This window comes from Arthrobacter sp. PM3 (genome assembly GCF_003352915.1).
In the GTDB taxonomy this organism is placed as follows: domain Bacteria; phylum Actinomycetota; class Actinomycetes; order Actinomycetales; family Micrococcaceae; genus Arthrobacter.
The window spans coordinates 611,527-634,850 of record NZ_CP022314.1 but is presented as its reverse complement, the minus strand read 5'-3'; the positions used below and the strand labels follow the sequence as shown (position 1 = coordinate 634,850).

Below are 23,324 nucleotides of genomic sequence, written 5' to 3'. Positions count from 1 at the left end.
CCGGGGAGCCTGACCGCGGGTAGCTTGGCAGGATGACTGACCGGGACGACTTCCTGACGTGGGTCAAAACCACGCTGCATGAGGCCGAACTCGCCCTTCACAACGGCGACGCGGCACCGCGCCGGGCGATCTGGTCACGAAACGAGCCCGTCAGCATTCTGGGCGCATGGCGCAATGCCAACGGGCAGACGGAACTGGAGGAACTTTTCAGCCTCCTGGCCGCCAGTTTCTCCGACTGCACCGCGCACGCGTTCGAGCTCCAGGCGTACGACGTCGTGGGGGACATGGCGTACACCGCGGGCCTGGAGCACACCTCCGCCTCCGTCGATGGAAAGCCGCGCACCTACACTTTGCGCGCCACCCAGGTGTACCGGCGTGAAAACGGCGAGTGGAGGGTGGCCCACCGTCATGCGGACACTGTTGCCGAATGACCGAATGACCGAATGACGGAGTGACTGAATGACCGAATGGCGGCGTGAGCACGACACCGAACCGGACTACACGAAGGAGCCCGCCCGATGACCAAGTATCTGATCTCATTTCCCAGTGCCGCCATGGTTGTCCCGGAAGAAGAGCTGCAGGCCGTTTCGGATGCCTCGCACACCGTGGTCCAGGAGGCGAAGGACGCCGGCGTCTGGGTGTTCGGCGGCGGCATCGATGAGAGTATCCCGCCCGTCATGGTCGACGCCGACGGGACAGTGCGGGAGGGCACCTATCCGCAGACGGCCCGGATCCAGGGCGGCTACTCGGTGCTGGAGTTGCCCTCCTACGATGCGGCCTTGGAGTGGGCCGCCAAGTTCGCTGCCAGCTGCCGCTGCGCGCAGGAGGTGCGCGCTTTCCAGTACGACCCCGCCAGCTAGCTCCCGCCGGGTGAACCGGGCCGGGTGACAGACCGCAACGCGGGGTCAGATACGGCCGGTGGAGGTGCCCCGGATGGGCCATATCTGACCCCGCGTTGCCTTTCAGGCGGAGGTCAGCAACCGGCCCCAGCGCGGGGCGAGGAGCGGGGCTCCGGCCATCTTGAGGCAGTGCCACAGGGTCACGGCCACCGAGTCCAGGACGGGGACGCCCATGGCAGCTTCGATCTCCTCGGCGATGTTGGCGCCGTAGAGATTGGTGCACAGGTACACGAGCGCGTCCGGGTTCGAAGCTGCGAGTTCCAGCGACCCGGGCCGCATTTCGGCGTCGGAGACCCGGGCGAAGGACTCGTTGTCGCTCAGGCCCAGGAACCGGTGGTCCAGCGTCTTGATGCCGTCCCGTTCGTAGGAGGCCACGATCGCGCGGTTGACGTCCTCCGTGTAGGGGGTGAAGAGCCCGATCCGTTCGGTCCCGAAGGTCCGGAAGGCCTCCATGTAGGCGAGCGTGGAGGTGGTGGCGCGGATGCCGGTGGCGTCCTGGATGTCCTGGACGATCCCACGGTCGTGCTCGGCGCCCAGCCAGGAGCCGGAGGTGCCGTTCCACGCGATGACGTCGACGTCGGCTGTGGCCAGGATCGCGGCGGCGGCCCGCATCACCGGGGCGTCGAACTGCTTGTCGGAGGAATCGTCGAGCGCGATCCGGGTGACCTGGATCCGCGCGAAGTGGATCGTGACGTCGCTGCGGTCGCCCAGGATCCGGTAGCTCTGCGGCTCAAGGCAGGTGTTGGAGGACGGCACGATCATGCCGATGCGGACGGGGCGGGTAGCTGTTGGCACGGGTGCTCCTAACGGGTGGCGGGGACGGTGACTGCGCCGGCTGCGGCGGCCTGGTGTTCGCGGAAGCCGTTGCGGGCCACGAATCGGCCCACCGGGCCGGGGTCATGGAAGCCGTCGGCGTCCAGCACCACCTGTCCGGCGGAGACGACGACGGCGGGCCAGCCCGTGAGCGTCCGGCCATCGAACGGGGAGAAGTCGGTGCCCATGTGCAGCGCACCGCCGTCGACCGTGCGTTCCTGCGCCGGATCGAAGATCACGAGGTCGGCGTCGAACCCCGCGGCGATGGTTCCCTTGCCGGGCAGGGCATTGATCCGGGCCGGGCCGGCGGCGAACACCTCGACGAAGTCCTCCACCCGGGCGCCGCCGTCGGCGTTCATCATGGCGGTGAAGGTGACGGGCATGCGGGTTTCGACGCCCGGGAGGCCGTGCGGCATTTCGCGGATGTCGTCCGTGCGTTCCCGCTTCTGCGTGAGGTCGTAGCAGGAGTGGTCGGAGGCGACCGTGTGGATGGCGCCGTCGGCCAGCCGTTCCCGGAGCGCGGCGACGGTCTCGGCGCTGCGCATCGGCGGGCAGCAGGCGTACCACTCCGGCATCACCGAACCGTAGACGGTGTCGTCCAGGGTGAGGTAGTGCGGGCACGTTTCGGAGTAGGCCTCCTGGCCGTGGCTTCGGGCCTCGGCGACGAGGTCCACGGCGCCCGGGGTGGACTGGTGCACAAAGTAGACGGGCGCGCCGGTGTACCCGGCCATCGCCAGGGTCTCCCGGACGGAGATTTCCTCCGCGAGTTCGGGCCGGGTCCGGTGCAGGTGCTCGACGCCGATCCGGCCGTCGTCGGCGTGCTGCTGCGTGCAGTCGGCAATGATGGGGTCGTGCTCGGCATGGATGTAGGTCAGGCCGTCGAGCCGGACCATCTCACGCATGACCTTCAGGATTGTATCGCCGTCGGCCATGGTGGAGCCCCGGTTGGTGGTGTACATCTTGACCGACCGGACGCCCTCCGCGGCGAGCTGTTCGAGCTGCCACGGCACGGTCTCGTCCCACTGGATGACGGAGCCGTGGAGCGCGACGTCGCAGCGGGATTCGCGGGCCAGTTCCTTCTTGTGCAGGACCGCGGCCAGCGGGGTCTCGCGGGAGTCGCGGGGGATGCCGAAGTCGATGATCGTGGTGGTCCCGCCCCAGAGGGCGGCGGTGGAGGTGGTGCGGTAGTCGTCCAGGGTGCGGAACCGCCCGGTCACCTGGGCGACGTGGCAGTGGCCGTCCACGCCGCCGGGAATCACCATCCGGCCGGCGGCGTCGACGGTCCGCGCGGCCGCGGGGACGGGCTCGGACGCGTCGACGAGCCCGATGATTTTCCCGCCGTGCACCACGACGTGGGCCTCCTGGCGGCCGAAACTGTTGACCACGGTGCCGTGGGCAATGACAAGGTCTGGGGTGTGGGACATCGTTGTCCTCCTAATGGGGAAGATGGGTGGCTGCGGAAGAGCTAGCGGGAGGGGACGGCCGGGCGGGGGGCGTGCCGGGCGGCGTTGTGGGTGGCGTTCTGCGCCGTCGCGATGGCGGCGTCGAGGTTGTCGGACAGGCCCGTGCGGGGTTTGGCCGGCGGCGGCGCGAAGGCGCCGGCCCGGTGCGGTCCGGACTGCAGGTTGACCAGCGACTGGGCCATCTGGATGCCGGCGGAAATGCCGTCCACCACCGGGACGGGGATCTGGCCGGCGAGGTCACGGGCCAGGCCGGCGAGCGGCGCGCCGGCGAGGATGACGACGTCGGCGCCGTCCCGGGTGACGGCCTCGCGGCTGAGCTCCAGCAGTGTCTGCTTGAAGTCCTGCTGGACGGAGCCGATGCCGTTGAGGGATTCGTTGATGGACCGGATCGAGGCGAGCCGGCCGCCGAGGCCGAACCGTTCCACGCAGTCCAGGTACCAGGGCCGGATCCGGTCGGAAATGGCGATGATGGAGAACCGGTGGCCCTGCAGGGCGGCCGCGCACAGGGCCGCCTCGGTGATCCCGATGACCGGGATGTCGGTCAGTTCCTTCAGCGCCGGCATGCCGGGGTCACCGAACGCCGCGACCACGACGCCGTCGATCCCGGCGCCGGATCCGTCCCGGGTGTATTCGGCGATGATTTCGGCGACGGCGCCGGCGGCGATCAGGGATTCGAAGCGGGTCTCAATGTATTCGACGCCGTGCCCGGCCGTGCGGACCACGAGCTCCGTGCCGGGCGAGGCCGAACGCCGGGATTCGGCGTCGATCAGGGCCGTGACGTCGGCGCTGATGTTGGGGTTGATGACGAGGAGTTTCATGTGTTCTTCCGATGCAAGGCGGGTTCGGTCCGGCGGAAATCCTCCGGAAACTGCTCCCGGTATTTGTCGATGTGCGACGCCGACTGGGCGGCGGCCCGGTCCGGGTCGCCGCTGGCGATCGCGGCGTAGAGGGCACGGTGTTCCTCGATGAGTTCGGGGAGGTCGCTCACGTGCCGGAACAGCCAGTGCATCCGGCCCTGGAGCGGTTCGAGTGCGGACCTGAGGAAGCCGTTGTCCGCGATCCGGGTGATGGCGTCATGGAATTCGCTGTTGGCCCGGTGGGCATCCATGACGGCACCCTTGGCCAGGGATATGTCCGCCTGGTCCAGCAGAGCCGCCAGCGCGCTGAGGTCCTCCGGCGTGGCCCGGGTGGCGGCCAGCCTGCAGGCCAGCACCTCGAGCGACTGGCGGACGTCGAAGAGGTCCTCGACGTCCTTGGCGCTGAGTGTGGACACCTCGGCGCCGCGGGCGCCGCGGTCGCTGATCAGGCCCTCCTGCCGCAGCATGCGCAGGGCCTCGCGGACCGGGAGGCGCGAGACGTTGAATTCTGCGGCGAGGTCGCGTTCCACCAGCCTGGTGCCGGGAACGTAGTGCCCTTCGAAGATCCTGGTGCGGAGGGTATCCCGGACCGCCTCGCGGAGGGGGCGTTCTTTGTCCTGGGGTTCGTCTGCGGTAAGCATGGTGCTCCATTCGGGTTCTTGTGGCACTGCGTTCCCGGCTCAGGGAACTGGTGTTGCGTGGCCTAGCTTAGACAGGGAGCCGCTTGTTGTAGTCCAGCGTCAGCACGGAGGCGCCCATGATGACGGCCGAGCCCACGAAGTACAGCAGCGCCCAGGTGTAGGAGCCCGTGGCGCCGACAATCAGGCCGACGGCGATCGGGGTGACGAAGCCGGAGATGTTGCCGCTGAAGTTCATGGCACCGCCCAGGACTCCGGCGTTGGTGCGGCCGCCCAGGATCGAGGGGATGCTCCAGAACAGGCCCACCCAGCGCAGGAAGAACATGACGACGGAGAGCAGGATGACCGCCGTCGTCGGGTCCGCCACGATGGTGACGCCGACCAGGCCGCCGACCACGACGACGCTGGAGATGCCCAGCAGGGTCCGCATGACCCGGTTGGCGGAGGCTCCGGCGGCGCGCCACTTGTCCGCGATGGTGCCGCCGAGGATTTCGCCGACGAACCCGGCGCCGAAGATCACGAACGTGGACCAGCCGATGGTCTTCAGGTCAAAGCCCTTGGCCTGGGCGAGGTAGAGCGGGCCCCAGGTCAGCAGGCCGTAGAACACGCCGTTGAAGCCCAGCCAGCCGAAGCACATGGCCCAGAAGGAACGGAACTTCAGGTAGGGGAGCAGGGCGCGCTTGCCCTTGCTGCCGTCGAGCTCGGCTTCGGCGTCCTCGGCCGCGTGGGAGGCCTCGATGTACGCGGCCTCGGCGTCGTTGACTCCGCGGTGCTGGCGCGGGTTGTCCCGGACGTACCACCAGACCGCAAGGCCCATGAGGACCGTGGCCACACCGGCGATGACGAAGGAGGTCCGCCAGCTGCCGGTGGAGGCGATCAGGCCGGCGATGAGGATGCCGCCCAGCCCGGCGCCCAAGGGGGCACCGGCGTCCAGGATGGTGGCGCCGCGGCCGCGTTCGGACTTGTGCATCCAGATGGCGTTCAGTTTTCCGCCAGCCGGCATGACGCCGGCCTCGGTCACGCCGATGCCCAGGCGAGCGATGAACATGCTCAGGAAGCCGCCGGCCATGCCCGATGCTGCCGTGGCGGCGCCCCAGCCGACGCAGGACGCGGTCATGACCTTGCGGGGGCCGAACTTGTCGATCAGCCAGCCCACGGGGATCTGCATGAGCGCGTAGGTCCAGAAGAAGGCCGAGAGCAGGAGGCCCACGAGCTCCGGGGCCATGTTGAATTCCTTCTGGATGATGGGCAGCGCGACCGAGATGGAGCCGCGGTCGATGTAGTTTACGGAGACGAGGACCAGTAGGAGGAGGAAGAGCTTCCAGCGGACGTTGGTGCGGCGTTGCACGCGGTCCTTGGGGTGTGCGGCGTCGGCGGCCGCTGCGGTGGAGTCCTGGACGGCGTTGTCCTGGACGGCGTCTTCCTGGACAGGGGGTTCGGTATTTCGAAGAGACACAACTTCTCCTTCAAAGAGAGGAAAAATGCCGGTGGGTGGGAGTTTTGGGTTGTCTGCGGGCCGGGAGGCCGGGTGGAGGCATCCAATGCGGGGCCTCCGGGTGCTCATGGTGGCGGCTGAGATCCGTCCTGGGATCCGCCCTCAAATCCGGGAAGCCGGGGCCCGATAAAGCTTGTTCTTTTGGGATCCCAATTTGGGATCCCAAAATTGAGAATAGAAGTGACGCGGGCCACTGTCAAGGGGTTCGGGCCGGCCGGGCCTGGCGCCGCGAAAAATACGGTTTGTGACTGTGCGGACCTGATGCTGCGCGGCGCTTCGGGCGCGGCAGCACAAAGCAACGCAGGGTCAGATACGGCCGATGGAGGTGCTCAGGATGGGCCGTATCTGACCCCGCGTTGCTTTTCGGGGGTCTGTCGGATGGTGGTCGATTAGAGGTGCATGGAGGCGGGGGCGCCTCAGCTGCCCCGGTACGTGGAGTACGCGAAGGGGCTCAGCAGGAGCGGCACATGGTAGTGCGGCTGGGTCTCGGACACGGCGAAGGTCAGTGCGACCTCGGGGAAGAAGGTCTCGGTCCCGGTGGCGGCGTAGTAGGCCCCGGTCCCGAAGGTCAGGCGGTAGGTCCCGGTGGCCAGTTTCTCCGGCCCGAGTGTCTTGACGCGCCCGTCGTCGTCGGTGGTGCCGGTGGCGAGCGTGACCCAGCGCTCGCCGTCGAGCATGTCCAGCGCGACGGCGACGTGCGCGGCGGGCCGGCCGGAGCCGGTGTCCAGGACGTGGGTGGTGACGTGGGAGGTGCTCATGCGCTGATCAGTCCTTCGAGCCGGAGTACCGCGATTTCGCGCAGCTGCTGGCCGATGATGGCCTGCTCTTGTTCGGGGGTGTGGGAAAGCCGGGTGGTGAGGGCCGCCAGGATCTCCTCGCGGCTGCGGCCGGCGGCGCGGATCAGGAAGACCTGGCCGAACTTTTCCTCGTAGTTCCGGTTGCCTTCGGCGATGGCTGCGGCGACGGCGGGGTCGGCCGCACCGAGGCCTGCCTGCTCCCGCTGGGACAGCCGGGCCTCCGTGCTGTTGCCTGCGGCCCGTTCGCCGATGCGGGGATGGTGGGCCAGTGCGGCTTCCACTTCCTGGCCGGTGAAGGGTTCCGCCGCGCGGGCGGCGGTGTCGAGCAGGCTCGCGCTGCTGCCGAAGGGCCGGGAGTCGACGATTTCCTCAATCCACCGGTCAATGTCCAGGCAGGGGCGCAGGGTGTCGGCGGCCTCCGCGCGTCCGGCCGCGTTAAAGTCTTCCAACAGCATGTGCCAGATCCTTTGCGTCAATGCTGGCATCCACGGTGTAGGGCTATACGAACACATTATTCGTATCGTGGAACTGTTATTTCAGCATATGCAAAAAATTGAACCGTACCGGTTGGCGGGTGTCAACCGGCCGGACGGATTTCGACGCGCACCCTGGCCGGCGCTGCGCGAAGGGAATGGCGCTGCGCAAATAGGCTGGCGCACCCCGAATTTGCGTCGCGCCAGCGTATTTGCGCCGCGGCAGTGAAAAAGCTCAGCCGTGAATGGTTGCGACGTCGCTCTTTTCCCAGTCGGTCCAGTCTGACCAGTGATCGCCGTGGCCGCTCCGGACGCGGAAGGAGACAAACTGGAACACTTCCTCGCTGTGATGGCGGTCAAGGTTCGGGACGCGGTCGGGGCTGTGCAGTGTCACCGAGTCGCTGCCGTGATCGAACGACTCCCAGAAGGTGGAGAAGCCCAGGATGGCGTGATGCCTGCTCCCATCCCCGCCGGCGACGCGAAGCTGGCGGATTTCCACGGTCTTGTCGCCGCTGCAGTCGACCTGGATCCGGAAGTCCGCGTGGGTGGAGTCCCGCCAGGGATCCCACGTGGAACCGTCGTGGGTGGTGGGCTTCAGGGGATCGACTGTGCAGCCGTGCTCCGACGTCGAGGCGTTGGCGGGTGCCGCGAGGGCAACGGGCGCCCCGAGCAGGCCCAGTCCGAGGGCCGGGATCAGGGCGGCCCTGGCCCAAAGGGGGCGCTGTTTGTTGATGGTTGGTGTGATGGACATGGTTGTTAGTGCTCCTGCGTGAGGAGGTGGATCATCGTGATGTGCAGGAGGCCTGCCGGCCCTCCCGGTTTTAACTCGCCCGTGCGGAACGGGCGGTTCGCTTCCGGATTCCGCCCGGTGCAAGTGCATGCGGGTCCGGTCCTTCTATCGTCCGCCCGCGGTGCCGTCCAAGCCAGTCCCAAGGAGCGAATTCCCGCCCCTGCGGCTGATTTCCCCAAATAATACCCCTGGGGGTATGCTGGAGACTCCAGTCTCACCCAACCGAAGGAGTTCCCGGATGTGCCGTGCAGTTGCCTGCAAGAAGTGCGGAAAGACCACGTGGGCCGGCTGCGGCCAGCACGTTGATCAGGTCATGCGGGGCGTCCCCACCGCCGACCGCTGCCGCGGCCACGAGAGCGACACCACGACCAAGACCGGCTTCTTCGCCAAGCTCTTCGGCCGCTAGAGGATCCGGCGGAGGTGACGCCGCTGCGGGACGCTGCAGGCCGCCGAGATCGCCGGAAACCCCCGGTTCGCCGGAACCTTCCGGCGATCTCGCGGGACTTGCACGGGCGGGAACCCGTCCCGCCAAGCGGCGCCGCCCACTGTCACTGCCCGAACAGGGCGCCCGTGACCTGGTGCGTCAGGTCGTGGATGAGGTCCAGGCGGGCCGCGCTGTCGGCGTCGTCCGGCCCCCACGTATAAATGACCACCGCGTAGGAGCGGTCGCCGGAGCTGAGCAGCGCGGCGTCGTGGACATACCCTTCCACTACGCCGTACTTGTGATGGACCGTGATGCCCGCCGGGAGCGCCGCCGGGATCAGGTCTTCGTCGTTGGTCTGCTGCATGTAGCCCAGCAGCTCCGCGGTGTGCCCGGCATTGAGCAGCTTGCCCGCGGCGAGCTGTTCGAGGAGCCGGGCGAGATCGGCCGGGGCCAGCTGGTTCTTCTCGGGATCGTAGGGGATGCCCAGGCTGGCGGCGTAGGCCGTCAGGCGGGGGTAGCCGATGTCCCGCATCAGCAGCAGCCACGAGTCGTCGCTGCTGGTGTTGATCATGGCCTTGAGCTGGAACGCGGCGGTGAACGCGCCCAGCGGAGCGTCGAGTGACTTTTCCCCGGTTTCCACCAGGTGGTAGTACGCGGCGGCGGTCAGGACCTTCGCCGTGCTCGCCGCCGTGTACGGCGCCACGTCGCCGTAACTCTGCAGCTGCCCGTCGCGGGTGTCCAGGACGGCGACGCCGATCCTGTGGTCGGGATGGTCACTCGCGATCCGCCGGATCTCGGCCGGGAGGTCGACGGCGGCGCGCGGCGCCGGTGCCGGAGCAGCGGCGGCCTGGTGCTGCACCTGCCGGCGGCCGACAGCGAAGAAGTCACCCTCCGGCGTCGGGCCCGTGCGGATCACCCCGAGGACGACGGCGGCGGCCAGCACCAGCGCGGCGGCCGCCAGGGCGAGGATCACGTGCCTGCGGCGCTCGGGAGCGGCCGGCGGGGTGCCCGGAGTCGTCATGCGCGGGGGCCTTCCGTCCTCGGCGGTGATGCCCGGGACGGGATGCTCACCGCGCGGCGCCAACAGGGGTGCTTAACGACTGACGTTAGGCGCGGCCTCGGGCGAAGTCCACGAACCGCGCCGGTGCGGGTCGATCTTCAGGAAGTGCTCCACGACGTGGTCGGCGATCGCCAGGGCGGACGTCGCGGCCGGGGAGGGCGCGTTGCGCAGCAGCGTCACGGCACCTAGCTGGTCCACGGCGAAGTCGTCCAGCAGCGACCCGTCCGCCGCCCACGCCTGGGCGCGGACCCCGGCGCCGGCCTTTAGAGCGAGATCGGCGGGCCGGAGCTCGGGCACGAACTGCCGGGCCTGCCGGAAGTAGAGCGGCTTGAGCAGCGACGCCGAGATCTCCCGGGCGCCCATCCGCCAGTGCTGCCGGGCCAGGGCGCGGGCCCCGGGCCAGCGCAGCGAGGCCAGGGTGTCCGGCAGCGAAATCCGGGCCCAGGAGTAGCCCTCGCGTGCCAGGGCCGGAACGGCGTTGGGGCCCACATGGACGTCGTCGTACACGCCGCGGGTGAAGTGCACGCCCAGGAACGGGAACCGCGGATCCGGGACGGGGTAGATCATGCCGCGGACCAGGTGGTTCCGGGCGGCGGCCATGACCCAGTATTCACCGCGGAACGGCAGGATCGCCGGCGACGGGCTGGCCCCGACCATCCGCGCCACCACATCCGACTGCAGGCCCGCGCACACCACCAGCCGGTCATAACTGTGGGTGGCGCCGGGCGTGGAGACGTGCACGGCGCCACCGGAATTGCTCACGGCCACCACCTCCTGGCCCAGCAGCACGGCCCCGCCGGCCTGCCGCACGTCCTGGGCCATGGCTTCGGTGATGGCGGCGTAGTCCACGACGGCGGTGTGCGGTGAATGGACGGCCGCGACGCCCGCGGCGTGCGGCTCGATCCCTCGCAGTTCTTCCGCGGTGAGGCGTTTCATGCCGGGGACGCGGTTCTCCCGGGCCCGGCGCTCGATCTCGTCGAGCCGGGGGAGCTCCTCCTCCGTCACGGCGACCACCAGCTTGCCGAGTTCGCGGTAGGGCAGGCCCTTGGCCTGGCAGAAGTCGCGGGTGAGGTCGCGGCCGCGGGCGCAGAGGACGGCTTTGAGCGAGCCCGGCTGGTAGTAGAGGCCCGCGTGCACCACGCCGGAGTTGTGGCCGGTCTGGTGCGCGGCCACGCGGTGCTCTTTCTCCAGGACCGTGACATCGAAGTCCCCGGTCGCCGCCAGGGCGCGGGCAATCGCCACGCCCACGATCCCGCCGCCAATGATCCCGATCCGAGCCGCCACGCGCGCCGCCTTCCCTCCCAATGCCTGCTGCTCTGGACCCTATCCCGAACAGCGCCCGCGTGTCAGGGGGGGCGGGCGGTCGGTGAGTCCCGGCGTCGGCCGCTCGATTAGGCTGGCAACCATGACCCGGAAGATCACCGTCAGCCTGCCCGACCCCACGTTGCGTGACTACCTTCAGCCGCACCCGGACGTCACCGTCCTGGAGTGGGACTTCACCGGGGCGTCGCCGCAGCCGCGGCTCGACATCGTGGTGCCGCCCTACATGCGCGGCCCGCAGGTCCTGGGCGCCCTGGATGCGGTGGACACCGGGCTGGTGCAGAGCCAGTCGATCGGGTACGACGGCGTGACGGACTTCCTGCCGGCCGGCCGGGTTTTCGCCAACGCGGCCGGCGTGCATGAAACGTCGACGGCGGAACTCACCCTGGCCCTGATCCTCGCCAGCCAGCGTGAACTCCCGCGCATCCTGAAGAACCAGCAGGACGGCCGGTGGGAGACCCGTCCCACCGCCAGCCTGGCCGACCGCAGGGTCCTGATTGTCGGCTACGGCGGGGTGGGCAAGGCGATCGAGGACCGGCTCCTGCCCTTCGAAACCAGCGTGACCCGGGTGGCCAGCCGGGAACGGACGGACCCGCGCGGCCACGTCCACGGCATCGCCGAACTCCCTGCGCTGCTGCCGGAGCACGACATCGTGGTGGTGGGCGTCCCGCTCAGCGACTCCACCCGGCACCTCATCGACGACGCCTTCCTCGCGGCCATGCCCGACGGTGCCCTGGTGGTCAACGTGGCCCGCGGGCCGGTGGCGGACACTGACGCCCTGGTCAAGCACACCGGATCCGGGCGGATCCGCGCCGCCCTGGACGTCACCGACCCCGAGCCCCTGCCGCAGGACCACCCGCTGTGGCGCACCCCCGGCGTCATCATCAGCCCGCACGTGGGCGGGGCGAGTTCGGCGATGCGCCCGCGGATGGGCCGCCTGCTCCAGCGGCAGATCGACCTCATGCTGGCGGGCGAGCCGCCGGTGAACGTGGTGCTGGGCGGCTGACAGGTGTCTGACGCGGCGGCGGGCGGTGTAACAATCCGGCAGCCTCGCGGGAAATTTTCGTGCGCCCGGCCCGGCCGGTGTGACGGCAGGCCTGTCATGCCCGGCCGCCGGACGTAACGCTGGCTTCACGCTGCCGGTCGAAGGGGGCCAGGGTGTGTCCCGGGACGGCCGCGGATGAACCTGTAAGTCCGCCGGGTTACGCACTGCTTCCCTGATGCGTCTTCCAGGGTCTTTCTTTGCGTTCGTGGCCGTTTTCGTCGGCCGGTTACGCACGGTTTCTTTGGATGTCCGGGGCTCTGTCGGCGGGAAATCTTCTCTGTTCTGATGGTGGACACGAACCGGCTGGTCCGGTTCGCACCAACGAATCGAGAAAGAATCCGCCATGAAAAACCGACTCTTACCCGCAAGATATTTCACCGTTTTGGGCATGGCTGCGGCCGTGGCGGTCTCGCTGGTGGTGTCCGGTTGCGGCGGCCCTGCGACGGCCCAGACCCCAGCCGGGAGCACCCCCGGAACCCCAGAAGTGACGGAACTCCGCTACGAGGGCTCGGCCAATAGCGTCACGCTGCCCGAACTGGCCCAGGACCTCGGCTACCTCGGCGACATCAAGCTGAACTGGGTGGGCAACACCATCAGCGGGCCGGCGAGCATCCAATCAGCCGCGACGGGCGCCACCGACTTTGGCGGGGCCTTCTCCGGCGCCGTAGTGAAGCTCATCGAAGCCGGCGCCCCGGTCACCGCGGTGATCAATTGCTACGGCGAGGACAGTAAGACGTTCAACGGCTTCTACGTCACCCAGGACAGCCCGATCCGGACCCCGCGGGATCTGATCGGCAAGAAGATCGCCGTCAACACCCTCGGCGCCCATTCGGACGCCGTGATCAACAGCTACCTGAAGAAGAACGGACTGACGCAGGAGGAAATCAAACAGGTCCAACTCGTGGTCGTTCCGCCGAACGACACGGAGGAGGCCATCCGCCGCGGACAGGTGGACGTCGGGGCGCTCGGCGGGGTGCTGCAGGATAACGCAGTCGCCAAGGGCGGCCTGCGGTCCCTGTTCAACGACTACGAGCTCTTCGGAACCTTTGCCGGCGGCCAGATTGTCCTGCGCAAGGACTTCATCGAAAAGAACCCGGAAACCACGAAGATCTTCACCACCGGGGTGGCCAAGGCCATCGAGTGGGAACGCACCACGCCCCGTGAAGAGGTGATCGCGCGGTTCACGAGCATCATCGACAAACGCCACCGTTCCGAAAGTACCGCGACCCTGAAGTACTGGAAGAGCGTCGGTGTCCCGTCCAAGGGTGCCATCAGCGATGAGGACTTCAGCCGCTGGAACGCCTGGCTCAAGGACACCGGCGTCGTCAGTGGTGATATCACCCCGTCGAAGTACTACACGAACGACTTCAACGGCCTGCTCAAGGGGACATCATGACCCGTGCTCCTGAAACGGCACCGAAGATCAGACTGCGGAACGTCGGGAAGCAGTTCACGGTCCGCCCCAGCAAGGAACAGCCCGAGGGCTCCACCCTGACGGCGCTCGAGGGGATCACCCTGGACGTCGCCGCGGGCGAGTTCATCACCCTCGTCGGTCCGAGCGGATCCGGCAAGACCACCCTCCTGGACCTCCTGGCCGGACTCACCCGGCCCGACACAGGCCAGGTGCTCGTGGACGGCCAGGAGATTACCGGCCCCGGCCGGGACCGTGCCGTCGTCTTCCAGCAGTACGCACTCTTCCCGTGGCGCACCGCGGCCGCCAACGTCGCCTTCGGCCTCGAAGGCCCCGGCAGCGACGGGCGGCGGCTGGGCCGCAGGGAACGCGCGGACAGGGCCCGCGAGTATCTGGACCTGGTGGGCCTGTCCGGTTTTGAGGACCGGTACCCGCATGAGCTCTCCGGCGGGATGAAACAGCGCGTGGCCATCGCCCGGAGCCTCGCCTACGAGCCGGACATCCTGCTCATGGACGAACCGTTCGCGGCGCTGGACGCCCAGACCCGTGAGCAGCTCCAGGAGGAACTTCTGCGCATCTGGCGGTCCACGGGCAAGACCATCATCTTCATCACGCACGGCATCGACGAGGCCGTATACCTGGGCCAGCGGGTGGCCGTGCTCAGTTCCCGCCCCGGCCGGCTCAAACAGATCGTGGACATTGACCTGGGGGAGCGGAGCAGCGACGGGGACGTGCGCTCCGACGCTTCCTTCGTCGAACACCGGCACAAGGTCTGGTCGCTGCTGCATGAGGAAGTCAGGAGGGCCCAGGAAGCCGGGCACGCGAAAATCCTGCCGGACGGGTCGGCCCCGGACGAGGCACCACAACCCACCCGAAAAGAACTAAGCAAGGGAAGGGCAGCCTGATGACCGCGCCACCACTGACCAACGACACTGCCGTGGTTTCCCCGGCCGTCCCGTCCGCTGCCGCCCCGGTATCCGGCGCGGGGCAGGCTCCGCCGCCCACGGCGGCACGGCGCCTTGCCGGCCTGACCCGTGCCGCTGCCCGTACGGCCGGGCGCGGGATCTGGGCCTCGGGTGCGATCCTGCTGTTCCTGCTGCTCTGGGAACTGGGGCCCGCCTACCTCGCCCCGGCCGCAACCAGGGTGTTCCTCCCGCCGCTCCACGAGGTCCTGCGGGCCTTGGGCTCCCTCGTTGCCAAGGGCCAACTGCAGGACCATCTGGCGGCAAGTCTCACCCGATCCGTCGCCGGCTTCGGCATCGCGGTCGTGGCCGCCGTCGTCCTGGGCCTGCTGGTCGCCTGGTACCGCTCACTGGACCGGTTCCTGAACCCGCTGCTCGAGGTCTTCCGGAACACGGCCGCGCTGGCCCTGCTCCCGGTGTTCACCCTCCTGCTGGGCATCGGGGAGACGTCCAAGATCAGCATCGTGGCCTACGCCGCTTTCTTCCCCGTGCTGCTGAACACCATCGCCGGCGTCAGGACCGTGGACCCGCTGCTCATCCGCGCAGCCCGCTCGCTGGGGCTCTCCAACTTCCGGCTGTTCCAGAAGGTGATCCTGCCCTCGGCGGTGCCGACCATCTTCACAGGCATCCGGATGGCCGGAACGTCATCGATCCTGGTGCTGATCGCCGCGGAAATGGTCGGCGCCAAAGCAGGCCTCGGGTACCTGATTGTCAACGCACAGTCCAGCTTCCTGATTCCGGACATGTACGCCGGGATCCTCACCGTCGCGCTGCTCGGCCTGCTGGTCAACTACCTTCTGGTCGCCGTCGAACGGCACTTCTCCCGGTGGCGGACCGCCGTCGGATCCCAATCAAACTAAGCCACTCAAGCTAACTTCCCCCGACAGACCAAGGACACCAACACCATGACAACAACCACCGAAACCCGACTCGAATTCCGCAAGCTCAGTGCCCGCATCGGCGCCGAAATCCGGGGACTGGACCTCAGCGCCGACCTCAGCGACGCCACGATCGCCCAGATCCGGGAGGCCCTGAACACCCACAAGGCCCTCGTCTTCCGGGACGCCAACATCCGCGACGACGACGCCCAGGTCCGCTTCGCCAGCCGCTTCGGCCCTCTCACCCAGGCGCACCCGACGGTGGCATCCGTCGACGGCAAACCGTCGGTCCTGCCGGTGGACAGCGAAAACGGCTCCGCCAACACTTGGCACACCGACGTCACGTTCGTGGTGAACCCGCCGCAGGCCTCCACCCTGCGCAGCATCACCCTGCCGGCCTACGGCGGCGAAACCCTGATCGCCTCCGCTGCCGGGGCCTACGCCGACCTGCCGGAGGAACTGCGGAACTTCGCCGACACCCTGTGGGCCATCCACACCAACGACTACGACTACTCGGTGCCCAAGAACCTCGAACATGAGAACGCTGAGGAACGCCGCAAGGAGTTCACGCGGCTCAAGTTCGAAACCGCCCACCCCGTGGTCCGCGTCCACCCGCTGACCGGGGAACGCGGCCTGTTCATCGGCGGGTTTGCCCAGAGGCTGCGGATCGTCGGACTGTCCAACACCGAATCCAAGGACATCCTGCGGCTGCTGCAGGCCTACGTCACCCGGCCGGAGAACGTGATCAGGGTGAACTGGGAACCGGACCAGCTGGTGCTGTTCGACAACCGCATCACCCAGCACTACGCCCCGGACAACTATGACGGCCAGCCCCGCCAGCTGAACCGGGTCACGGTCGCCGGCGACGTCCCCGTGGGTATCGACGGGCGCCGCAGCACGGCCATCCAGGGCGATTCCGCTGCCTATTCCGAGACGGTTGTGCTGCCGGCAAACGTGGACGGAGGCCGGCTGTGAGCGGCGCCCGGGAGCTGCACCTGAACGCGTTCCTGATGAGCACCGGGCACCACGAAGCGTCGTGGCGGCTGCCGGAAAGCGACAGCTTCGCTGGCACGGACATCGCCCACTTCCAGCGCCTGGCCCGGACAGCGGAACGCGGAACGTTCGACTCCATTTTCTTCGCGGACTCCCCGGTGCTGCACGGCGACGTTGGACAGCGCCCCTACGGCACCCTGGAACCGACCGTCCTGCTCGCCGCCATCGCCGCCGTCACCGACCGCATCGGGCTGATCGCAACCGCCTCCACCACCTACAACGACCCCTATAACCTGGCCCGGCGGTTCGCCTCCGTTGATCACATCAGCGGCGGACGGACCGGGTGGAACGTCGTCACCACCGCAGGGGAAGCAGCCGCCAGGAACTTCTCCCTGCAGGACCAGCCGGCCCACGCCCGGCGGTACGAGCGCGCCGCGGAATTCCTCGACGTTGCCCGCAAGCTCTGGGACAGCTGGGAAGACGACGCCCTGGTCGGGGACAAGGCGGCCGGGATCTGGGGAGACAACACCCGCGTCCACCCGGTCAACCACACCGGCACGCATTTCAGCGTCCAGGGTCCCCTGGACGTGCCGCGCTCCGCCCAGGGCCACCCGCTGATTGTCCAGGCGGGATCTTCGGAGGACGGCAAGGACTTCGCCGCCCGCTACGCCGAAGCGGTCTTCACCGCCCAGCAGACCCTGCCCGACGCCCAGCGCTTCTACGCCGACCTGAAGCGCAGAACCGCTGCCGCCGGCAGGGACCCGGAAACCATCAAGGTGCTCCCGGGAATCGTCCCGGTTATCGGTTCCACCGAAGCCGAAGCCCGACGGCTGGAGGAGGAACTCGACGCGCTCATCCACCCGGAACACGCCAAACGGCAGCTCGCCGGCGTGCTCCGCATCTCCCCGCAAGCCCTCGACCTGGACGCCGAACTGCCGGAGGACCTGCCCTCCGAGGACGAGATCGAAGGCGCCAAGAGCAGGTACACGTTGATCGTGGACCTCGCCCGCCGGGAACGCCTGACCGTGCGGCAGCTCATCGGCAGGCTCGGTGGCGGCCGCGGACACCGCACGTTCTCCGGCACGCCGGAGCAGGTGGCCGACGCGATCCAGGAATGGTTCGACGCCGGGGCAGCGGACGGCTTCAACATCATGCCCCCGGTGCTCCCCTCCGGCCTTGAGGCCTTCGTGGACCACGTCATCCCCATCCTGCGGGACCGCGGACTCTTCCGGCGCGAATACACCGGACGGACCCTGCGGGAACACTACGGGCTGGCCCGGCCGGCCAACTCCTTCGCTCGGGCCGCGGAGCCCAGCCAAGCCGGCTCCTCCCGCCCGGCGGGAGGAGGGCTTCTGGTCGCGGGGCGGTGACCCGGGGCGTCCGTGCCGTTGAGGGGTTTCGGTTCCTGTAACCGGAGCCCCTCAGCGGAGGACCCATGACGGTTTGCGACGCGGCCTGACGTCATATGTCCGTGGGTGACGTCGCGTTTCCGCGGTTGACCTTCCGTGTCGCCGGCCGTTGATCGGGGTCCGGGGGCGTCCGTAATGTCATGGCAACCGATCACCAGATCACCGCCCCCCGTTCATCGGCGGCCACCGGCCATGGCCCCGGCGGGGCACCTCCCCCATTCACTGAAGGAACTTTCCATGACATCCAACGACCGGTCGGCGTCCGACCAGCCAGCGTCCACCCGCATCGTCGCGGGGGATCCCCAAAACCCTAAACGTCACCGCGGCCGCAAGATCGCCCTGGCCACCGCCCTGGTGCTCCTCATCGGCGGCGGCGCGGCGGTGGCGTCGACCCTGTCCCGCGGCCCGGAGGCCGCGCCGGTGGCGGCGGCGGATGGCAGTCCGGCGGCGGAGCTGAAGCTCGGCTACTTCGGGAACATCACCCACGGCCCGGCCCTGGTCGGCGTGAACCAGGGGTTCATTGCCAAGGAACTGGGTCAGACGAAGCTGACCACGCAGGTCTTCAACGCCGGCCCGGCCGCGATCGAGGCGCTGAACGCCGGCGCGATCGACGCGACGTATATCGGCCCGAACCCGGCGATCAACTCGTTCGTGAAGAGCAAGGGCGAGTCCATCAGCATCATCGCCGGGGCCGCGTCCGGCGGGGCGCAGCTGGTGGTGAAGCCCGGGATCAATTCGGCGGCGGATTTGAAGGGCAAGACGCTGGCGTCGCCGCAGCTGGGCGGCACGCAGGATGTGGCGCTGCGGGCCTGGCTGGGCCATCAGGGGTTCAAGACGTCCACGGACGGGGGCGGGGATGTGGCGATCAACCCGACCGAGAACGCCCAGACGCTGAAGCTGTTCCAGGACGGCAAGCTGGACGGGGCGTGGCTGCCGGAGCCGTGGGCGTCCCGGCTGGTGCTGCAGGCCGGGGCGAAGGTCCTGGTCGATGAGAAGGACCTGTGGGACGGTTCCTTGTCCGGTAAGCCCGGCGAGTTCCCCACCACGGTGCTGATTGTGAACAGGAAGTTCGCGGCCGAGCACCCCGCCACCGTGCAGGCGCTGCTGAAGGGGCACGTGGAATCCGTGGACTGGCTGAACAAGGCGGCACCGGCGGAGAAGGCCACGGTCCTCAACGCCGCGCTGAAGGCCGCCGCCGGGTCGGCGCTGGCCGCGGATGTGATTGACCGGTCGCTGAAGAACATCGTCTTCACGGTCGACCCGCTCGCCGGGACGTACAAGAAGCTGCTCCAGGACGGGGTCGACGCCGGCACCACCAAGCAGGCCGACATCAGCGGCATTTTCGACCTCACTGCCCTCAACACCGTTACCGGCCAGAAAGTCTCCGCCCAAGGCCTCGGCAAGGACTAACGGAACACCACGCTGTACCGCAGCCGCACAGACACCCCTGCCGGGCCGGCCGGCAAGCGGGGGCACCACCACCGGTGCCCCCGCTTCGCCCTGAGAGGAACCCGGTTCACTCAAAGCATCCGGACGTAAACTGACCCTCACATCGTGCTGTGTGAAACCGTCCGTGACGCGTGAAGGGGAGGCCGGGTGCTCTGGAACCTGCTCGTCGAATACCTGCGGCCGCAGCGGCGGCTGTTGCTCGCCGTCGTCGTTTTCCAGCTGGCGGCGTCCATCGCCTCGCTGTACCTGCCGACGCTGAACGCGGACATCATCGACCAGGGCGTGGCGAAGGGGGACACGGACTACATCCTGCGCATCGGCGGCCTCATGCTGATGGTCACCCTGCTGCAGATCGCGTGCACCGTCGCCGCCGTGTACTTCGGCGCGAAGGCCGCGATGGCGATGGGCCGGGACGTCCGCGGCGCCATCTTCGGCCGGGTGGCCGCGTTTTCCGAGCAGGAGGTCACCCGGTTCGGCCCGCCCAGCCTCATCACCCGCTCCACCAACGATGTCCAGCAGGTCCAGCAGCTGGTCCTGATGTCCGCCACGCTCATGGTCACGGCGCCCATGCTCTGTATCGGCGGGGTGATCATGGCCATGCGGCAGGACCTGCAGCTGTCCTGGCTGATCGCCGTCAGCGTGCCGGTGCTCCTGATTGCGGTGGGGTCGATCATCACCCGGATGGTGCCGCTGTTCCGGGTCATGCAGACCCGGATCGACACCGTCAACCGGGTGCTGCGCGAACAGCTCACCGGCATCCGCGTGGTGCGGGCCTTCGTCCGGGAGGACGTGGAGACGGCCCGCTTCGGCCGCGCGAACGAGGACGTCACGGACACGGCCCTGCGCGCCGGCCGGCTCATGGCGCTCGCGTTCCCCACTGTGATGCTGGTCCTCAACGTCTCCAGCACGGCCGTGATCTGGTTCGGCGCGTTCCGGATCGAGGACGGGTCCATGCAAGTGGGCACCATGATCGCGTTCCTGAGCTACCTCATGCAGATCCTGATGTCCGTCATGATGGCCACGTTTATGGCGATCATGATCCCGCGGGCGTCCGTCTCGGCGGACCGGATCGGCGAGGTCCTCGGGACCGAATCCAGCGTCCGGCCGCCGGAGCGCCCGGTCTCGCGCGCGGCAGGCCGGGCCGCGCGCGGCGAACTGGAGATGCGCGACGTCGGATTCGCCTACCCGGGTGCCGAGCAGCCGGTGCTCCAGGACGTCAGCTTCACCGCCCGGGCGGGGCAGACGACGGCGATCATCGGCGCCACCGGCTCCGGCAAAACCACCCTGGTGAACCTGATGCCGCGGCTCTTCGACGCGACTTCCGGTTCGGTGCTGATCGACGGGGTCGACGTCCGCGAGCTCCACCCGGACCAGCTCTGGGGACACATTGGCCTGGTCCCGCAAAAGCCCTACCTGTTCTCGGGCACGGTGCGCAGCAACCTGCTCTACGGCAAGCCGGACGCCACCGAGGACGAGCTCTTGGAGGCGCTGGCCATTGCGCAGGCGCGGGACTTCGTGCAGGAGATGGAAGGCGGGCTGGACGCGCCGATCTCGCAGGGCGGCACCAACGTCTCCGGCGGCCAGCGGCAGCGCCTCGCGATCGCCCGGGCCCTGGTGAAACGGCCCGAGCTCTACATCTTTGACGACTCGTTCTCCTCGCTGGACACCGCCACGGACGCCCGGCTCCGGCAGGCGCTCAAGCAGAGCACCGCCGGGGCCACCCTGGTGATCATCGCCCAGCGCGTCTCCAGCATCGTGGACGCGGACCAGATCCTGGTGCTGGAGCGCGGCAGGATCGTCGCGCACGGCACGCACGAGGACCTGCTGGCGGCCTCAGAGACGTACCAGGAGATCGTGAACTCCCAACTCGCAGCGGAGGAGGCGGCATGAGCAAGGTCCTGCCCCAGACGGCCGCCGCCGGGAGCACCGCGAAGGAAGCCCCGTTGCGGATTCCCCGCCCCGCGGGCGGACCCGGCCGCGGCGGCCCCTTCGCCGGGATGAACATCCCGGCCGAAAAAGCCATGAACTTCTGGCCGTCCGCGAAACGGCTGCTGGGCGAACTGCACCCCGAACGGCTGTGGCTGACGCTGGTCCTGCTGCTCGCCGTCGTCAGCGTGACGTTCTCGGTGATCGGGCCCCGGCTGCTGGGCGAGGGCACCAACCTGATCTTCGCCGGCGTCGTGTCCAAGCAGCTGCCCGCCGGGATGACCCAGGCGCAGGTGATCGCGCAGCTGCGCGCCGCCGGGCAGACCGAGCAGGCGGACATGCTCAGTGCCATGACCCTGACCCCGGGAGCCGGAATCGACTTCACCGCGCTGGCCACCGTGCTGCTGTGGGCGCTGGTGCTGTACGTGCTGGCCTCGGCGTTCGGCTGGATGCAGGCCTACATCCTCAACGGCGTGGTGCAGCGGACGGTGTTCCGGCTGCGCGAGCGGATCGAGGCGAAGATCAACCGGCTCCCGCTGCGCTACTTCGACACCGTGCAGCGCGGCGAGCTGCTCAGCCGGGTGACGAACGACGTCGACAACATCTCCCAAAGCCTGCAGCAGTCCATCAGCCAGGCCGTGACCTCGGTGCTGACCGTGGCCGGGGTGCTGGTGATGATGGTGATCCTCTCGCCGACGCTGGCGATCATCGCGCTGGTGACCATTCCGCTGACCCTGGTGACGACGGCGGTGATCGCCAAGCGCTCGCAGAAGCTGTTCGTGGCGCAGTGGAGGACCACCGGCGAACTCAACGGACAGATCGAGGAGACGTACACCGGGCACGCGCTGGTGAAGGTGTTCGGCCGGCAGCGCGAGGTGGAGCAACGGTTCCGGCAGAAGAACGCGGAGCTGTACCAGGCGAGCTTCGGCGCGCAGTTCATTTCCGGGCTGATCATGCCGGCCATGACGTTCATCGGGAACCTGGTCTACGTGGGGATCGCCGTGGTGGGCGGCCTGCAGGTGGCCTCCGGGGCGATGCAGCTCGGCGATGTGCAGGCGTTCATCCAGTACTCGCGGCAGTTCACCCAGCCGCTGGCGCAGCTGGGCTCGATGGCGAACCTGCTGCAGTCCGGGGTCGCCTCAGCCGAGCGGGTGTTCGAGCTGCTGGACACCGAGGAGCAGCTGGCCGACCCCGACGTGCCGCTGCAGCCCGAGATGACCCGGGGGCGGCTGGAGTTCGAGAACGTGTCCTTCGCGTACTCGCCGGAGAAGCCGCTCATTGCCGACCTGAGCCTGGTGGCGGAGCCGGGGCAGACCGTGGCGATCGTGGGGCCCACCGGGGCAGGCAAGACCACCCTGGTGAACCTGATGATGCGCTTCTACGAGCTCGACGCCGGAAAGATCACCCTCGACGGCGTGGACGTCGCCTTGATGTCGCGGCACGAGCTGCGCTCGCGGATGGGCATGGTGCTGCAGGACACCTGGCTGTTCGGCGGGACCATCCGGGACAATATCGCCTACGGCCGGCCGGGTGCCTCGGAGGCCGAGATCCTGGAGGCGGCAAAGGCGACGTACGTGGACCGGTTCGTCCGGTCCCTGCCGGCCGGCTACGACACCGTGCTCGACGACGAGGGTTCCAATGTGTCGGCGGGGGAGAAGCAGTTGCTGACCATTGCCCGGGCCTTTCTGGCCCGGCCGTCGGTGCTGATCCTGGACGAGGCGACGTCGTCGGTGGATACCCGGACCGAGGTCCTGGTGCAGAAAGCGATGAGCGCTTTGCGGTCGGACCGGACGTCCTTTGTGATCGCGCACCGGCTCTCCACCATCCGCGACGCCGACCTCATCCTGGTGATGGAGGCCGGCCAGATCGTGGAGCAGGGCACGCATGCTTCGCTTCTGGCAGCGGGCGGGGCGTACGCACGGCTTTACGAGGCCCAGTTCGCGGCTCCGGCGGCGGAGGTCTGAGATGATCCGAAACCCTCGCTCTTGAGAAACTGAGGTGGGACCTTCCACATCGCCGATCACCGGACTGCAGGGTCGGCGCACGGCAATACCATCTGGCCTCAAGTCAGCTCGCATGCGTGAACCGGCCCTGATGCGCGTGGCTGGATTCACCTGACTTGCTTCACGGAGCTCACATCCTAATGCCGTATCGTAATACCTGAACGTAGAGGGGGTTATCCGATGATCACAGTTCACGACGTAGCTGCATACATTCTCCAA

Annotated in this window: 23 protein-coding genes; 13 read left to right on the top strand and 10 right to left on the bottom strand. The window is 68.3% G+C overall.

The genetic code is table 11. The features are described from left to right. Window positions 1–32 precede the first annotated feature (32 nt). Complete coding sequence (locus tag CFN17_RS02975; RefSeq protein ID WP_208749897.1) at window positions 33–431, top strand: nuclear transport factor 2 family protein; 399 nt, start codon at window positions 33–35, stop codon at window positions 429–431. An 87-nt stretch (window positions 432–518) separates the two neighbouring features. Beyond that, window positions 519–860, top strand: coding sequence for a YciI family protein (locus CFN17_RS02970; protein ID WP_208749896.1), 342 nt, complete (start codon window positions 519–521; stop codon window positions 858–860). 102 nt (window positions 861–962) lie between these two features. Here CFN17_RS02970 and CFN17_RS02965 read toward each other — a convergent pair whose 3' ends face one another. From CFN17_RS02965 to uraD, 7 genes are all read right to left on the bottom strand, one after another. After that, entirely contained in the window at window positions 963–1,694 is a 732-nt protein-coding gene (locus tag CFN17_RS02965) for an aspartate/glutamate racemase family protein (RefSeq protein ID WP_208749895.1), read from the bottom strand. Window positions 1,695–1,702: 8 nt separating this feature from the next. After that, complete coding sequence (locus tag CFN17_RS02960) at window positions 1,703–3,136, bottom strand: amidohydrolase family protein (protein WP_208749894.1); 1,434 nt, start codon at window positions 3,134–3,136, stop codon at window positions 1,703–1,705. Window positions 3,137–3,177: 41 nt separating this feature from the next. After that, window positions 3,178–3,993, bottom strand: a complete 816-nt coding sequence (locus tag CFN17_RS02955) for an aspartate/glutamate racemase family protein (RefSeq protein WP_208749893.1) — start codon at window positions 3,991–3,993, stop codon at window positions 3,178–3,180. Next, window positions 3,990–4,673, bottom strand: coding sequence for a GntR family transcriptional regulator (locus CFN17_RS02950; RefSeq protein WP_208749892.1), 684 nt, complete (start codon window positions 4,671–4,673; stop codon window positions 3,990–3,992). The genes CFN17_RS02955 and CFN17_RS02950 overlap by 4 nt, the downstream gene beginning before the upstream one ends. Window positions 4,674–4,740: 67 nt before the next feature. After that, entirely contained in the window at window positions 4,741–6,126 is a 1,386-nt protein-coding gene (locus tag CFN17_RS02945) for an MFS transporter (protein ID WP_261792333.1), read from the bottom strand. Between the two features lie 455 nt (window positions 6,127–6,581). Further along, complete coding sequence (uraH, locus tag CFN17_RS02940; protein WP_208749891.1) at window positions 6,582–6,923, bottom strand: hydroxyisourate hydrolase; 342 nt, start codon at window positions 6,921–6,923, stop codon at window positions 6,582–6,584. After that, on the bottom strand, window positions 6,920–7,417 hold the full coding sequence (gene uraD, locus CFN17_RS02935) for a 2-oxo-4-hydroxy-4-carboxy-5-ureidoimidazoline decarboxylase (protein WP_208749890.1): 498 nt from the start codon (window positions 7,415–7,417) through the stop codon (window positions 6,920–6,922). The genes uraH and uraD overlap by 4 nt, the downstream gene beginning before the upstream one ends. On the opposite strand from uraD, the gene CFN17_RS19790 reads away from it, so the two are divergent. Next, on the top strand, window positions 7,416–7,664 hold the full coding sequence (locus tag CFN17_RS19790; RefSeq protein WP_222612655.1) for a hypothetical protein: 249 nt from the start codon (window positions 7,416–7,418) through the stop codon (window positions 7,662–7,664). The genes uraD and CFN17_RS19790 overlap by 2 nt on opposite strands. Window positions 7,665–7,670: 6 nt before the next feature. Here the strand turns inward: CFN17_RS19790 and CFN17_RS02930 are convergent, their stop codons facing one another. Next, a complete protein-coding gene (locus tag CFN17_RS02930; protein ID WP_208749889.1) occupies window positions 7,671–8,186 on the bottom strand; it encodes a hypothetical protein in 516 nt (171 codons plus the stop codon). Window positions 8,187–8,463: 277 nt separating this feature from the next. Here CFN17_RS02930 and CFN17_RS02925 point away from each other — a divergent pair, with 277 nt between their 5' ends. Beyond that, window positions 8,464–8,631: a hypothetical protein gene (locus tag CFN17_RS02925; protein WP_208749888.1), complete on the top strand. Its 168-nt coding sequence runs from the start codon at window positions 8,464–8,466 to the stop codon at window positions 8,629–8,631. A gap of 142 nt (window positions 8,632–8,773) precedes the next feature. Here CFN17_RS02925 and CFN17_RS02920 read toward each other — a convergent pair whose 3' ends face one another. Together CFN17_RS02920 and lhgO are read right to left on the bottom strand one after the other, a co-directional pair. Continuing rightward, complete coding sequence (locus CFN17_RS02920; RefSeq protein ID WP_208749887.1) at window positions 8,774–9,670, bottom strand: serine hydrolase; 897 nt, start codon at window positions 9,668–9,670, stop codon at window positions 8,774–8,776. 72 nt (window positions 9,671–9,742) lie between these two features. Beyond that, window positions 9,743–10,993, bottom strand: a complete 1,251-nt coding sequence (gene lhgO, locus CFN17_RS02915) for an L-2-hydroxyglutarate oxidase (protein WP_208749886.1) — start codon at window positions 10,991–10,993, stop codon at window positions 9,743–9,745. 121 nt (window positions 10,994–11,114) lie between these two features. Here lhgO and CFN17_RS02910 point away from each other — a divergent pair, with 121 nt between their 5' ends. The 9 genes from CFN17_RS02910 (at window position 11,115) to CFN17_RS02870 (ending at window position 23,066) form a co-directional block, all read left to right on the top strand. After that, on the top strand, window positions 11,115–12,035 hold the full coding sequence (locus tag CFN17_RS02910) for a 2-hydroxyacid dehydrogenase (protein ID WP_208749885.1): 921 nt from the start codon (window positions 11,115–11,117) through the stop codon (window positions 12,033–12,035). Between the two features lie 427 nt (window positions 12,036–12,462). Continuing rightward, complete coding sequence (locus CFN17_RS02905; protein ID WP_261792332.1) at window positions 12,463–13,470, top strand: ABC transporter substrate-binding protein; 1,008 nt, start codon at window positions 12,463–12,465, stop codon at window positions 13,468–13,470. Beyond that, complete coding sequence (locus CFN17_RS02900) at window positions 13,467–14,390, top strand: ABC transporter ATP-binding protein (protein WP_208749883.1); 924 nt, start codon at window positions 13,467–13,469, stop codon at window positions 14,388–14,390. Before CFN17_RS02905 ends, CFN17_RS02900 begins: the two co-directional genes overlap by 4 nt. After that, window positions 14,390–15,307 (top strand): ABC transporter permease, encoded by a 918-nt coding sequence (locus CFN17_RS02895; protein WP_261792331.1) that lies wholly within the window; start codon window positions 14,390–14,392, stop codon window positions 15,305–15,307. Before CFN17_RS02900 ends, CFN17_RS02895 begins: the two co-directional genes overlap by 1 nt. A 45-nt stretch (window positions 15,308–15,352) precedes the next feature. Then, complete coding sequence (locus CFN17_RS02890) at window positions 15,353–16,300, top strand: TauD/TfdA family dioxygenase (RefSeq protein ID WP_208749882.1); 948 nt, start codon at window positions 15,353–15,355, stop codon at window positions 16,298–16,300. 35 nt (window positions 16,301–16,335) lie between these two features. Then, window positions 16,336–17,688, top strand: coding sequence for an LLM class flavin-dependent oxidoreductase (locus CFN17_RS02885; RefSeq protein ID WP_208751308.1), 1,353 nt, complete (start codon window positions 16,336–16,338; stop codon window positions 17,686–17,688). A gap of 276 nt (window positions 17,689–17,964) precedes the next feature. Next, window positions 17,965–19,137 (top strand): ABC transporter substrate-binding protein, encoded by a 1,173-nt coding sequence (locus tag CFN17_RS02880; RefSeq protein ID WP_208749881.1) that lies wholly within the window; start codon window positions 17,965–17,967, stop codon window positions 19,135–19,137. A 186-nt stretch (window positions 19,138–19,323) separates the two neighbouring features. Continuing rightward, entirely contained in the window at window positions 19,324–21,066 is a 1,743-nt protein-coding gene (locus CFN17_RS02875) for an ABC transporter ATP-binding protein (protein WP_208749880.1), read from the top strand. Further along, window positions 21,063–23,066, top strand: coding sequence for an ABC transporter ATP-binding protein (locus tag CFN17_RS02870; RefSeq protein ID WP_315968652.1), 2,004 nt, complete (start codon window positions 21,063–21,065; stop codon window positions 23,064–23,066). The genes CFN17_RS02875 and CFN17_RS02870 overlap by 4 nt, the downstream gene beginning before the upstream one ends. Window positions 23,067–23,324: the final 258 nt, after the last annotated feature.